At 64.4% G+C, this 12,549-nt stretch carries 13 protein-coding genes; 6 read left to right on the forward strand and 7 right to left on the reverse strand.

What is annotated here, in order from left to right; genetic code table 11:
- Positions 1-65: 65 nt before the first annotated feature.
- Together C693_RS0106290 and C693_RS0106295 are read right to left on the reverse strand one after the other, a co-directional pair.
- On the reverse strand, positions 66-536 hold the full coding sequence (locus tag C693_RS0106290; protein ID WP_157798564.1) for a hypothetical protein: 471 nt from the start codon (positions 534-536) through the stop codon (positions 66-68).
- Positions 537-573: 37 nt separating this feature from the next.
- Complete coding sequence (locus C693_RS0106295) at positions 574-1,176, reverse strand: hypothetical protein (RefSeq protein ID WP_017461404.1); 603 nt, start codon at positions 1,174-1,176, stop codon at positions 574-576.
- A gap of 198 nt (positions 1,177-1,374) precedes the next feature.
- On the opposite strand from C693_RS0106295, the gene C693_RS21235 reads away from it, so the two are divergent.
- Positions 1,375-1,929, forward strand: coding sequence for a hypothetical protein (locus C693_RS21235; RefSeq protein WP_157798565.1), 555 nt, complete (start codon positions 1,375-1,377; stop codon positions 1,927-1,929).
- 20 nt (positions 1,930-1,949) lie between these two features.
- On the forward strand, positions 1,950-2,657 hold the full coding sequence (locus tag C693_RS23335) for a hypothetical protein (protein ID WP_157798566.1): 708 nt from the start codon (positions 1,950-1,952) through the stop codon (positions 2,655-2,657).
- Positions 2,658-2,921: 264 nt separating this feature from the next.
- On the opposite strand, the gene C693_RS0106310 is transcribed toward C693_RS23335, so the two are convergent.
- Genes C693_RS0106310 through C693_RS0106330 form a run of 5 tightly spaced genes read right to left on the reverse strand, consistent with a single transcriptional unit; the run spans position 2,922 to position 9,869 of the window.
- A complete protein-coding gene (locus tag C693_RS0106310; RefSeq protein WP_017461408.1) occupies positions 2,922-4,301 on the reverse strand; it encodes a helicase HerA domain-containing protein in 1,380 nt (459 codons plus the stop codon).
- An 8-nt stretch (positions 4,302-4,309) separates the two neighbouring features.
- Positions 4,310-6,511, reverse strand: a complete 2,202-nt coding sequence (locus tag C693_RS0106315; RefSeq protein WP_017461409.1) for a hypothetical protein — start codon at positions 6,509-6,511, stop codon at positions 4,310-4,312.
- A 9-nt stretch (positions 6,512-6,520) separates the two neighbouring features.
- The gene (gene dnaG / locus C693_RS0106320; protein WP_043598496.1) at positions 6,521-7,795 is read right to left on the reverse strand and encodes a DNA primase; all 1,275 of its coding nucleotides are present in this window, start codon (positions 7,793-7,795) and stop codon (positions 6,521-6,523) included.
- Between the two features lie 2 nt (positions 7,796-7,797).
- Positions 7,798-8,748, reverse strand: coding sequence for a DsbC family protein (locus C693_RS0106325; protein WP_017461411.1), 951 nt, complete (start codon positions 8,746-8,748; stop codon positions 7,798-7,800).
- Entirely contained in the window at positions 8,745-9,869 is a 1,125-nt protein-coding gene (locus C693_RS0106330) for a hypothetical protein (protein WP_043598497.1), read from the reverse strand. The genes C693_RS0106325 and C693_RS0106330 overlap by 4 nt, the downstream gene beginning before the upstream one ends.
- A gap of 342 nt (positions 9,870-10,211) precedes the next feature.
- On the opposite strand from C693_RS0106330, the gene C693_RS22565 reads away from it, so the two are divergent.
- From C693_RS22565 to C693_RS0106350, 4 genes are read left to right on the forward strand one after another with little or no spacing between them, the layout of a single operon-like run.
- Entirely contained in the window at positions 10,212-10,640 is a 429-nt protein-coding gene (locus C693_RS22565; protein WP_017461413.1) for a hypothetical protein, read from the forward strand.
- Position 10,641: 1 nt separating this feature from the next.
- Complete coding sequence (locus C693_RS0106340) at positions 10,642-11,025, forward strand: hypothetical protein (protein ID WP_017461414.1); 384 nt, start codon at positions 10,642-10,644, stop codon at positions 11,023-11,025.
- Entirely contained in the window at positions 11,022-11,462 is a 441-nt protein-coding gene (locus tag C693_RS0106345) for a hypothetical protein (RefSeq protein WP_017461415.1), read from the forward strand. Before C693_RS0106340 ends, C693_RS0106345 begins: the two co-directional genes overlap by 4 nt.
- Positions 11,459-12,529, forward strand: a complete 1,071-nt coding sequence (locus tag C693_RS0106350; RefSeq protein WP_017461416.1) for a hypothetical protein — start codon at positions 11,459-11,461, stop codon at positions 12,527-12,529. The genes C693_RS0106345 and C693_RS0106350 overlap by 4 nt, the downstream gene beginning before the upstream one ends.
- The last annotated feature ends 20 nt before the right edge of the window (positions 12,530-12,549 follow it).

Here is a 12,549-nt window from a genome sequence, read left to right on the forward strand (position 1 = left end):
TGGATTTCCAGCGCCCCTTCCTTTTGTGCCCGTTACGCGATCGGCGCGGCTGGCCAGCGGCAGCTTTACTTCCAGATGCCGGACCAGAAATCCTGCCCGAGCTGCGGCGGGCTGTTCGGCTTCGTGGACGGATTGGTCACGGTGCTCACCGGGGTCTCGCTGATCGGGTTCGTCACCAAGCCGCCGGTCTGCTTCTGAGCTTCGGCATTGAGCTGGCCGATGATGGCATCGAGATCGTTCTGCGGGGTGACCTGGCCGATGACGGAGTTGACCTTCTGGGTCGCTGCGTTGCAGACCTTCTGCACCATCTGGTTCATGATGTCCCCGAAGGAGGGGAACATCGTCACCGTCTGCATCGAGGCAATGCCGGCGATGCACTTCTGCAGCATGGTCTGTGCCGACGTTTCGTTCTGGGAGATGCTGACCGCGCTGGTCTGAGCCCGCTCGAAGCCGAGTTGACTGCCCCTTACCGCTGCATCACCAGCCCGGCATCCGGCATGTGCGGTGCTGGCGGCCAGAACGGCCACCAGCACCACGCCACAGCGTCCGGCGTTGAGAAGCGCCCCCATCCCCTTAGGCCCGAGCCCGCTGCGCGCTGCGGGCCGGTTTGCGGGCGGCAGGCGCAGGCTCACTGTCGGCCGGGGCCGGAGCGTTGCTGGTGCCGCGCTCCGGTCGCTTCTCGCGGGGATGCTCGAAGCCAAGGTGGTGATGCAGCGACTTGCTGACCTTCGCGACCGCGCGAGCACTGAGGACCTCGCCCTCGACCTTGAACAGCAGTTCGTCGAAGTAGACCTTCTTGCCGTCGCTCCGACGATTGACCGCGTTGCCGTGCCCCAGCTCTTGCCACAGCTCTTCCTCGCCTTCGCGGGACACCAGCTCGGACAGGACGATGAAATTGGCCTTGACTTCGCCAGTCGCCGTATCGGGCTTGCGCTCGTTGATGTGCGCGATGACTTGGGTTTTTTCACCCCCGGCGACGACGAAGCCGGTCAGGAAGTTCGGCCGGTCGTTGCCCGGCTGCGGGTTGAACAGGAGCACGGTGGTCTCCCAGCCGCCCTCCACCGACTCGTTGCGGCGGGAACCGCGAATCACCAACTCCGGGGTCGGCTTCTTGCCGCCCTGGGTAGCGTCGTTGGCAGCGGGGGCCGCGCTGCCTTTGGGTTGCTTCGTTGCCATGGTGCTCACCTCTGCAGGTTAGGAAGGACCGCGTTGGTTCGATACCGCAACTTGCACGCGGGGCAAGTGTCCGTATCGTATACCCACCACGAACAACCGGCAACGCGCAAAAGCCTATCCCACCGGGGTTCGCGTCCCTAGTTAAGTCCGCGATTTCCGTCTAGACTTGGAGCCACGAACACTCCATTCAGGCACCCCGTGACGACCCGTCCTCCCGCGAAGAAAACCGCCACCAAGCGCACCGCTAAAACCAAACGGGCGCGTATGGTGCCGTCACGCCGCGAGAAGCTGGTCACGCACTTCACAGGCGCGTCCCTGGAGCGGTGGCGTCTGGAGAACGGGCTGACGCGAGCGGAAGGCGCCGAATCGTTCGGGCTGCCGGTGGCGAAGTGGTACGCGCTGGTTTCCCGTGAAAACGCCAAGAAGCCCCTCGAAGACATGGCGCTGGCCATGTGCCGCGTGCTTTACACCCGTGAGCCGCTCTCGGCGCCGACGCAGGGCAGGCCGGACCTGGTCGCGTTCTACAAGTACCTCGGCTTTGACGACACTGCCGAGTCCAAGAATCACTTCGCCTGGCTGATCGGCCGCAAGCCGCCCTCGGTGTATCGCCTGCTCAGTGCTCAAGGAAAGCCGAGTCGGCCGTTAATACGGTACATTGAGGCGCTTATGAAGCTCGGCCTCGATCCCAAGCCGACCCTCCGTCTCATGGAGGCGGTCGCCAAAGAGGTGTACGTCCCACCCTCCGATCAATAACGCTACAAGGCGCAACGCCAATGACCAAACAGGGAACGGCCCAAGGACCCGCCGTCCATCCCAGTCCAGGTAGTGAAATCGAACTGTCGACCCTGTTCTGGCATCCCGGCCAGCTACCGGAGACAGTGGCATTGCTGGACTGCGCCCTCAAGCTTCCGCTCGCTGAGGGCGGCATGCACGGTCTCTACGGCCGCACTGGCCGACACGAGGGTTTCATGGCTGCGCGTGAGCGAGCTGTGGACACGGGCAGCATCTACACGGTGATCGACTACCGGCTGCAGCTCAGCCACAAGGTGGAGCAGAAGAAGCGCAGCGCCGAGAACATGTCCGAGCACGAGGTGCTCCCGGTGCATGCGCTGACGGCCGACTACGCGGCCGAGCTGGACACGCGGATCCGGTCCGCGCACAAATGGCGCACCAGGTCCGCCGACGAGCGCACCGCCAGCTGCCTGCTGGAAACCCTTGCCGAGCACCCGAGCGCGGTCAACGACCTACTGCACATGCCAGAGCTGGAGCATGTGCGCCTGTTCGTCTACCTGGCCAAGCCGTCGTTTTGTCAGCGACCCGTGCCGGTGGCGACGGTGCCCGAGCGGCACCTTGGGCACATCTTCCGTGCTGAGTCCCGGCTAGACCCGGAGCTGGTGGTAACGCTCCCCCGCGCACCTAAGGCGCGCAGCGCCCCTGCGCACCATCACGCGGCGCCGGCACACACACCGAAGCCCCGATAGGGGCGCGTCACTCGCTGCAGGGGAGAGCAGCAACCAGGGCTATCGATTTCGCTTTGGCCACCTGCAGGTCACGGATCGACCGTGCTCGCCCCAAGGCGTCGGCACACTCCTCGGCGCGTGCAGCGCCGAGGATGCAGGTCGCCGGGGGCGGTTCCACGTCGACCCACAGGACATAGACCGGGTTCCAGCAGACCTTGCAGTACCCGCTGTAGGGGCCGTGGTCCCTGGCGCTGCGACGGTCTGGAATCGTCGGGACGTCGGCGATCACTGGAACTGCACCCGGCGAAACGCCGGCACGCGGTTCTTTTCCAGCATGCGGACAGCACCTGTCTGCTGCGGACGCAGGAAGCGCAGATCGTTTTGCTCGATCTTGAGCTTGCGAATAGCCGGATCCCAGTCGACCGTAGCCAGGTTCAGCAGCATGAGCGTGCCGGCGCTCTTGATGAAGTCTTGGGACCAGTGGGCCGGCGACTGGCCAGCCTGCACGATCATCAAGCCGAACTTGCGCATCTCGGTGGCGATCACGTTGATCGGCGCCTGCGGATCCTCGTCGAGATAGTTCTTGCACTCATCGAGCACCACCATGCGGCGAATCCGCCGCGACTCGCCGCGCTCCTTCATTTCCCGCACGATCGCGGAGAGCCGGAAGTTCACGAACATCCGCAGCTCGTCGGTGCTGTGCGAAACCGGCTTGAGGTTGTAGCGGCGGATCATCGCGTCACCGAACGGCGGCGGGTTCGGATTGAAGATGCCCTTGTCCATCAGGTTTTCGAGGCGCGTGATGACGCTGGTCAGCGTGTCCTTGGACTGGTACTTGGTCACGTCGTCGAACTCGCGGCCAGTTTCGATCTGCGTGACGTAGGCGCTGAACGCCGCGATCGCCTTTTCCTTGCCGGCTTCGAGCCTCTTCTCCAGTGCCGCCAGGTCCCCATCCTCGGCGCGCATCTTGGCCATGCGCTTGCGGGCCTGATTGAGCGACCACATCGCACGGGAGCACTCGTCGAACGCGGACATGGCCGCCTTGCCGGTCGCCGAGGAATCGTCGACCCCCAGCCACAGCGCCTTGAGCTTGCGCTTGGCCAGCGCAACCACGTCGCTCAGATGCGGGTAGGCCTGGCGCAGCGATGCCCAGTCGCGGTTGTCCGCGTAGGCCTTCGCTTCCGCTTCGGTGATCTCATTCCGCGCCCAGGTGGCCGGCGAGTTGGCGAAGATCCCGCGCAGCGCGTACGTATCGGTCAACAGGTGGCGCAGCACACCGGCCTGCTGGTCCCCAAGCTTCATTGATGAGCTGGACGTCTTGCCGAGAGCGTGGAGCATGTCACTTACGGCACGGCGGACACCGCCGTAGTGCGGGTCAGGATTCAATGACAGCAGATTGAAACCGTAGCGCGTGGACTCGCTGAACAGCACTTCCCTCGCACCCGGCACGTCGATATCGCCGTGGATATCGAAGATATCGACCTCGACGTCGTCCGGCATCGCAGCGATGAACCGCTTGATCCAGAACGTCTTGCCGGCACCCGTGGTGCCGGCGATCCCGACGTGCGGATTCGACAACTGCAGTTCGTCCCAGATGATGGGCGACTCGACGTTGCGCTTCTGGCTCTCCCAGAAATCGATTCCAATGGGGATGGATGCGGTCATGCTCAGTCTCAGGCTTCGATTTCGGGATAGGCTTCATCGTCGTCAATGACGGCGCTCGTGTCCGGGCCATGCCAGAACGCCGGCCGTTCACCCGCCTCGCGCTGCTTACGGATTTCACGACGTACCGCCTCGAACAGCACGATTGCCCGCTCGTTGGCACTCAGCGAATCGGCGGGCTGAGCATTGAGGTGCTTGGCGGCCGCTTTCGCCGCTTCAAGCACCGGATCGTCGAGGCGCGGATACGACGGCACGATTCCACGGAACAGCGTGGATGCAAGCTCACGCGACGCAATCCGGTCGCGCTTAGCGGCCTTCTCCGCTTCTACAGCCACGGCGGGCAGGTTCTCGTAGACCGGCGCTGGCACCTGCAGGAAGCGATTGATCCGCGCTTTAACGGCCTTACTGGTGGTGAAGGCCGACGGCACGTAGAACGCCGCGCTGCGGATCACCTTGTCCTTGAATATCAGCACGCCTTGTCCGGCATCGGCTGCTTTCAGCTCCGATATGTTGATGCGATCGCGCAGCTCAACCCGCGTGGACTGCTGCGTGCCCCAGCTGGTGGAGAGCACGCCGTCGCGTGCATCGTGGCCTGACACCACGCTTACGGCGGTCTGCCCACCCGCCTTGCGGAACAGCTCGAACGTGTCCTCTGGATCTTCGAGCGCCAGGCAATACTTGAACTTCGTGTTGGCCAGCATCGAGCCGACTTCGTCTGCCGCCTCACCACGCTTAAGGCCCTGCACGTCCTGGAAAGCGATCACGATGAACATGTTGAGCGCACGCGCCTGGGCCAGCTGCACCGCCATACCCGAGGCCGCGTAATAGCTGACTTCATCCCACAGCACGGGCGTCGGGAAGGGCGTGTTGGTCGCCTTCACATCCACGACGTCCTGCTTGGTGCCTTCGAGCTGGTGGCCGAGGTTCTTGGCCATCATCAACCGAGTGCACGCCACCAGGAGCTTGCCGAGCGCTGCTGCTTCCTCCGCACTCTTTTCCATGCTGGGGATGAGGGCGACGAGGATCCGGTTGTTGATCATCACGTCGTACATATCAATCTCGCCGGCAGCATCAGCGAAGATGTAGCCGTAGCTGTCCATCATCATCGAGAGGATGCGGGCGAACTGCCCGGTCAGATAGCCGTGCTGGTTGCGCACTTCCTGCGACCAGCTTGCCGGATCCGCGGCTTGCGCCGGCACAAAGCCGGGAAGGGCGGTCTCGAAGTAGGCCTTGATCGGCAGCCAGGCCAGCTCCGGCAGCTTGCCTTCCTTCCCCTCGATATAGAACTGCACCAGGTTATCCAGAGCCAGGTAGTGCCGGATGCTGGGAATCGAGGTGTCCAGCTCGCGCATCGCCCGCTTGTAGCAGAGCACGCGAATCACCGCGTCGATCATGTTCAGCGCCTTCGTCTGCCACTGCGCACCCTCGCCGCTGGCTTTGGGAATCAGCGAGGCGATCATCTGCAGCAGGAACGACGCCTCGCCGTCGGCGAAGGGTTGGATTGAGTTGGACTGGAAGGGTTTGAACGTCTTGACCTTCCGCTGCTGCTGGGCCAGTACCTCGAACGGGTCGGTACCACCCGTGAGAAACGACAGATACAGCACATCATCCTCACGGCCGAAGTAGCGCGCCATGCACCAGAACGCGTAAGCAAGGTCCGACATCGCCTTGCCGTCGCACATGACGGTGCCCGACCCCCAGCACAGGGCGTTCCAAGCGAAGCCGAGCAGCGATTGCGTCTTACCCGAGCCGGTGGTCCCGGCCTTCGTCATGTGTGTGCGAATGTCCGAGCTGGTGGCCCACAACTCCATGCCTTGCTGCCAGCGATCGTGCGATCGCTGGTAGCCCAGGTACAGGATGCCTTGTGCGCGTTCGGCAACTCGCCGCGTGACGCGCTTCTTGTAGAGCCCGAACCACTGCGGTACCAAAGCCTCGGTCTCCAACACGTCCGAATGGTCCAGGCCGCCCAGGTCCTTGGGCATCCGCAAAGGCAGCTTGAAACGTTGGTCGGCGAGCGCCACAAACAAGCCGCCAACGGCCATCAACCAGAGCGGCCACAACGGCGCGGCAACGACCGAAGCAACGGCAATGCCCAATAGCACCACAAGCAGGTTGTTGGGCTGCAAGAGCCAGCTTTGGAAGCGCGTGACCGCACTTCGCGTGTCGCGAACCAGCTCGTTCGGGTTCAGCTCATGGCGCGGAGCGAGAGACATACGTGGTCCTCAGAGTTCGATGCCAAGGCGGCGCTGCAGGCGCTGCCGAAGCGCCTGGCCATACAGCGGGCAGCGCTCGCACAGGGGCAGCCACTCGCGGCTGCGCAGAGCCTGCTGCACAAGCACTTCCGGCGCGTCAGCGTCGACGTCGCCGCAGACGACTTCAAGCACGAAGTCGCTCAGCGGCAGGCTTGCATCCAGCTCCGTCCGCCATGCGTCCGCGCCGTGCTCGCGCACGTAGTCGTCAGGGTCCAAGCCGCCAGGCAAGCGGACGATCCGAATCTCCTGACCGTCCTTCATCCGAGAGAGCAGCAGCTTTGCAGCAGCAATCGTGGCGCGCTTGCCCGCCTTGTCGCCGTCGAGGCACAGATACACGGTCGTCACGTCGCGCAGCAGCCGGTCGGCCTGCGATTCCGACAGTGCGGTGCCCATGCCGGCGACAGCCCGCCGCTCGCCGGCCTGGTGCAGGCTGATCACGTCGAAATAGCCCTCCATGAGGATCACCGAGCGCGTCTCGGCGATCACTCGGCGAGCCAGGTCGAGACCGAACAGCTCGCGGGACTTGTGGAACAGCTCGGTTTCCGGCGTGTTGATGTACTTGGGGGAGCCGACCTGGTCGTACAGGTGACGGCCAGCAAAGCCGACCACATGGCCACGCTCGTTACGGAGCGCGATCGTCAGTCGATTGCGTAACAACTCCGTCTCGCGCCCACCGTCGTGGCGCGTGACGATTCCAGCGCGGATGATCGACTCGGGATCCACGACGCGGTTCGTCAGCACCTTGTGGATGCCCGACCGCACGTAGCCGAGCCCGAAGGTCTGGGCGGTCTCCGGCCGGATGCCGCGCTTCGCCAGGTAGTTACGAGCCTGTTCGTTGCCGTCGAGCCCGTAGGCATAGAGCGAAGCGGCCTGCCGGAGCGCAGACGCCGTTGCGCCGGCACTCCGAAGGGCTTGCACGTCCTCGGCTGTGCGAGGTTCGGCGCGGGGGATCGAGAGGCCCACCCGATCGGCGAGCTTCACCAGGGCCTCCCAGAAGGTCAGGTGTTCACGCTCCTGCACCCATGTGAACGCGTCGCCCTTCGCGTCACAACCCCGGCACATGTAGGTGCCGCGCACCGGGTCGACCTCGAAGCTGGGCGACCGATCGTCGTGGAACGGACAGCACGCCGTGTAACGCTTACCCGAACGCTTGAGCGCGATTTCCTCGCCAATCAGCGAGACCAGGTCGGTCCGCCGCCTCACATCGACAATGAAGTCACCGGGAAGCCGGGCGCGACGGTCCACGTTCAGCCCTCGGTGGTCAGCCATTTCTCGATCGCTTCGGCGGTTGCGGGGGAATCGGACGGGAACAGATCGCCCTTGGCGCTGAATACCGTCGGGGTGTAACGCAGGCCCAACGCACGGAAGATTGCATTGTTGGCGTTGACCTCATCCGTGCAGGCCTGCAATTCGGCCGCGTCCGGCTTCTTGCCGGGGAGAGTGACGGTCGAGGCTCCCGACTGAGCCAGTTCCCAACCCTTGGCGCGATCCTTCGTGCACAGCGCAGTTGCCGCCGCTTTCACAGAGTCGTCGCCGCCGATGACACTTACCGGGAACACGTAGACCGCGTGCGACTTCGAGAGCTTCGCCAGCTCGGGCGCCATCTCCTGGCAATGCGTGCACAACGGATCCTCGAAGGTGTAGATCGGGCTGCCCTTCGCGTCGCCGATCTTCACCGTGAACTTGCCGGCCTGCACCCCGGATTCCAGTGCTGCCGCGATGCGCTCCGGCGGCGCCGCAAGCTGCAGGGTGGCCGGTGTGGCAGCGGCGGTCGGCAGCGGCGAGTACGGAGCCGCCGCCGGGTACGTCGACGGCGCACGGTATGCCGCGACGGCGGGCGCCGCCTGGGAGCCGCCATGCACGGCCACGTTCATGGCCAGCCCGAACAGCACAAGGCCGAACGGGGCAACAACGTACTTGGCCAAGCCCCGGCCGATGGCCGTTGCGCGCCGCAAGCGCTGGCGCTTGGCCATGGCCGTACGCACCGCCTCGAACGCGTTGCGTGCCGTCGGCGCCGCGGCGAACTCTTCGAGAATCACGCGCCGGCCGTCCACCAGCGCGACGAGCTGAAGGTCGTCCAGTTCGAGCGAGGCACCCTTGGAAAGGTCCAGCATCGTCGCCGTCTGCCGCGAACCGGATGCACCGAAGAACGTGTACAGCTCATTGCCAACCAGTTGGATCGTGTCTTTGATGTTCATGCGGGCTTCGTCTTTTTGGGAGTGGAGATAAGCCCGACCTTCGCGAGGTACGTTTCCAGCGCGGTCAGGGCGTCGCTTAGATGCGGTTCGGTCAACTGGATCCCGATCATCTGATCCAGATAGGTTTCCCAGCGGGCCTGGGTGAACACCGCCAGCGATTCGATGAAGGGCGTCTTGCGCCCCGTGGTGTTGAGTGCGGCCCAGAGCGGGCGGTCTATGCCCTTGAGCCAGCGGAAATGCGACGAGGGCAACTTTCCGAGCTTGATCGCTTCCAGGTGCATCGCGTGCAGCAGGGTGCTCACGTAACCGTGTGTCGCGAGCCATTGCTTCGCGGCCGGTAGTTCGGCGTAGTCTGAGAACGCGCCTTCCGCGATCGAGAAATCGGGGAAGCCGCGCATGCCCTTGAACGTGCCGGTGTGGCACGAGTAGTTGAGGCGATCGAGCAGCTCCTGTGCCCGAGCCAGATCCCGACCGTCCGAGAGTAGGCGAGCAGCGAACACTGCAAAAAGGGCGCGCTCATGCGGTTGCAGTTCCTGCAGGCTGGCGACCCTGCGCCCCAGCTGGTCGGCGAGCAAGGCCTGCGCCTTTGGCTTGTCCAGCCGTTCGTTCACAACGAGCTGGTGGTGCAGTGCCCACTCATCGGGCGTGAGCATCGAACGATGCTCCGGCGGATCCGAACACAGCAGGTTCGGTGCATACAGCATGGGGATGATCGCCGGGGCGTGCTTGGCCATGATCCATGCCAGCCGGTCCGGGGTGATGGCCCGATGCACATGATTGCTGGTGTGGCGCCACACCTTCAGGGCGAGCAGCCCTGCAGCAACCACCACCACGGGCGACAGCCATACACCCGACCGCTGCAGCGCGCTCCAGAGTGTGCCGGCGCCGAGCACCGCAGATTGCCCCGCCAGCTGTGCCAAGCCACGGCGCGTCGAGGACACCGCCGGCAGCCACGACCAGTCCAGCGCGCCGAGCAACGTCCAATTTAGGCGCAGTGACCAGTAGGCGATCTGGCCGTGGAACAGCCACCAGATCACCCACAACAACAAGACCACCACTCCCACGGCTATGCCGATGCCAACCATCGGGTCTTCCTTGTGGTGGGGCAATGGCTGGTTCATCTCGGCTCCAAGGACCGCTAGGGCAGGGGGGCTTGATTCTTGCGCGTTGTGGTTCGTACTATACACATAACACGGAACAAAAGGAGGCACGGCAACTGCCGAATCTCCCCGCACAGCAAGGCGGTGGCGCTCTTCTCCCCTGGGTGGGCTGCGGTCTTGCTGTGTTCCGTGGAGTGAACGGTTAGCAACCACTTTGGGGTGCCGCCGAGCCCCCTGATCTCGACAAGTCGCCCCCTCGCACCCGGACGTAGACAAGTCGAGTAAGCCTGACCCCCTGCGGGCGATTCAGGCGGCGGCACCCCAATCTTTTTCACGCAGGAACGACCACGGAGCGCCGGTGCAATGAATGTCCTCCGGCAGCGCCCGGTCCTCACCGCCTTTGTGGCGATTTTCTTTCTGTTGCTGCTGGCAGGCGCCGCCTGGACCTGGCAGCACACGCGCGTCACGGACTCAGTGGCAATGCCGCCACCCGGGATGGCGGTCGACGATGCAGTTGTGCTCTCGCGGATGGAGGTCAGCTTGACCGCCCGCAAGGAGAGGGGCGGTTACGCGTACTCAGTCGCGATCGCCGTGCAGGGTGCCCGCACCTTCACCATGCCCGTGCAGTTCTTCAAGGCCATGCGGCCCGTCCCGGTATCCCCGGATGAAGCGGCCCGATTCGCTGATGCCTGGGTCAAGGCACGCGCCACTGGCATCGCGCAGTTTGGCACCGTGGATCCGAAGACGGGGCCGTACCTGCTGATCGACGTAGATAACCCCGGAGCGCACTGACATGCCGCAAGCGGCAGCCATCCCCGTCTATTCCGTACGAAACCCACTCGGCCACGAAATCAGCGTTGTGGCGACGCTGGGCACCTTCAATCACCCCGAGCGGGGCGGCGCCGAAACCACTCTGCCGTGCGTGATTGACGCACTCAATCGTGCTCAGCACGTCACCGGGGAAGAGTGCCTGTACGCCTTTTATCTCAAGCCTGGACCGGCGGCTCGCACGGTCCAACAAGTCCGGCACGCGGCGGGCAGAACGTTCGCCGCCACGCGGGGCGTCTTGTGGCTACGCGCCGACACCGACCAGGAGCTGCAGGCGGCGCTGGCGATTCTGCGAGCCGATTACGACGTGAAGGCAGTTGACCCAGCGTCCAACAAGGAAACCTCATGACAGCACTTCTTACGTCAGGCGTGCAGGCCTTCATTGCCTGCGACGCGACGGGGCGAGCCGAGCCCGTCGTCGTGTCGATCTTCGGCGACACAGCGGGCGAGGTCCACCGGCCCGGATTTTCACCCAAAACCATCATGGTGCTGGAGCAGCTGCTCGACGCCACGGGCTATCGCGACATGACGTCGTTTTCGATCCACGAGGACAACCTCGACTTCATGGAGGCCCGGGTCCGGTTCGTGATGGACGAGTTGTTCGCCAGCGACAACCGGATCCTGATGGTGCGATGTGACACGCACGCTGCCGCCCACGCCTTCGTCGACGAAGTCGAAAGGCAGTACACGGTCAAGTCGCTTCGCGAAGCACGGCGTGGCCTGAGGGCACCGCCTACAACCCAGCAAGAACACAGCCACGCCCATACAGGAGGTAACGCGTCATGAGTTCCTCGGCCATTCCCGAAATGCTGCTGGTGAAGTGCCAGCAGGCGCTGGATACCATCGACGCCGCCGCGCACGGCGCCCCGCCGATTTCGGCGGACGATCGCCAGCGATACGTGCAGCTGGCCAAACAGGCAGCGGAGCACGCAAAGACGCAGGGCATCGAAGGCGTGCCCGGCAGCCACCTGTTTTCGCGGTACCGCCAGGTGGCCAACAGCATGGCCGGCTCGCTGGCTCAGACCGCCGAGCCAGGTGAGCCCAACCCGTTCGGCGGAAGCGCGTTGGAGGGCGTCTACCGTGCCGCCGTGCGCTGGCAGGCCCATGTGCGGAACGTCGACCGCGCTCCGACGCTGCAGACACTGCTCAACCAGCGCGCTGCGCTGATTGACCAGGTGGATCTGGTCACGATGGAACTGCACGCCGCGCAGCAGACCGAAGAGTCCAGCTGGCGGGTCGAGGAAGAATGCCGCCGAGACGCGATCGCGGAGATTCGCGCCACGCTGGAGCGGGTCGACAAGTGGGGACCGAACTCGCTGGCCAGCGAAGCCAAGGGCCACGCCAACGCCGCGATCGAGCTGATTCGGGATCGCGAGTACAAGGAGGCAGCGGATCGGCTGGCCGACGCCGAGCTGGTCTACCAGCAGCAGACTGGCGGGCTCGTGGGCGGGTTTTCGGAGGCTTTCAACCAGGCTTCCCTTATGCACCTCGACCCGATCCCCAAGGCGAACCTGCAGGACGTGAGCACGCGGTGGTCCGATGCCATTCAGGACCTGCGCGCGTTCCGCGCCAATCCGACCACCGACCCGAAGCTTTCCCAGGTGTTCCAGGAGATGGAAGCGCTGGAGCTGGTCGTGTCCAAGACCGAGCAGAGCATCGCGACCACGAAGCTGGCAGGCATCGAGCCGGAAGCGGCTGATCAACAGGACCTTCGCCACGGGCAGCTCGCGCTCAAAGCGTTCCTGCAGAAGCACGACGCCACCATGCCGTTGCACTCCGGCCCGACCATCGAAGCGCCACGGGCTCGCCAGCCGATGACGCAGCCGGCACCCGAAGCGGCGCGCATGCGCTGATCCACCAACCAAGGAGCCAC

It is taken from the genome of Dyella ginsengisoli LA-4 (assembly GCF_000334915.1).
Taxonomy (GTDB): domain Bacteria; phylum Pseudomonadota; class Gammaproteobacteria; order Xanthomonadales; family Rhodanobacteraceae; genus Dyella_A; species Dyella_A ginsengisoli_A.

Excerpts from the sequence above, each read along its gene's own strand:
- C693_RS23335 (WP_157798566.1), top strand. The coding sequence starts at position 1,950 with ATGACCAAACAGGGAACGGCCCAAGGACCCGCCGTCCATCCCAGTCCA.
- C693_RS0106350 (WP_017461416.1), top strand. The coding sequence starts at position 11,459 with ATGAGTTCCTCGGCCATTCCCGAAATGCTGCTGGTGAAGTGCCAGCAG.
- C693_RS22565 (WP_017461413.1), top strand. The coding sequence starts at position 10,212 with ATGAATGTCCTCCGGCAGCGCCCGGTCCTCACCGCCTTTGTGGCGATT.
- C693_RS0106315 (WP_017461409.1), bottom strand. The coding sequence starts at position 6,511 with ATGTCTCTCGCTCCGCGCCATGAGCTGAACCCGAACGAGCTGGTTCGC.
- C693_RS0106295 (WP_017461404.1), bottom strand. The coding sequence starts at position 1,176 with ATGGCAACGAAGCAACCCAAAGGCAGCGCGGCCCCCGCTGCCAACGAC.
- C693_RS0106340 (WP_017461414.1), top strand. The coding sequence starts at position 10,642 with ATGCCGCAAGCGGCAGCCATCCCCGTCTATTCCGTACGAAACCCACTC.
- C693_RS0106325 (WP_017461411.1), bottom strand. The coding sequence starts at position 8,748 with ATGAACATCAAAGACACGATCCAACTGGTTGGCAATGAGCTGTACACG.
- C693_RS0106345 (WP_017461415.1), top strand. The coding sequence starts at position 11,022 with ATGACAGCACTTCTTACGTCAGGCGTGCAGGCCTTCATTGCCTGCGAC.
- C693_RS0106330 (WP_043598497.1), bottom strand. The coding sequence starts at position 9,869 with ATGAACCAGCCATTGCCCCACCACAAGGAAGACCCGATGGTTGGCATC.
- C693_RS0106310 (WP_017461408.1), bottom strand. The coding sequence starts at position 4,301 with ATGACCGCATCCATCCCCATTGGAATCGATTTCTGGGAGAGCCAGAAG.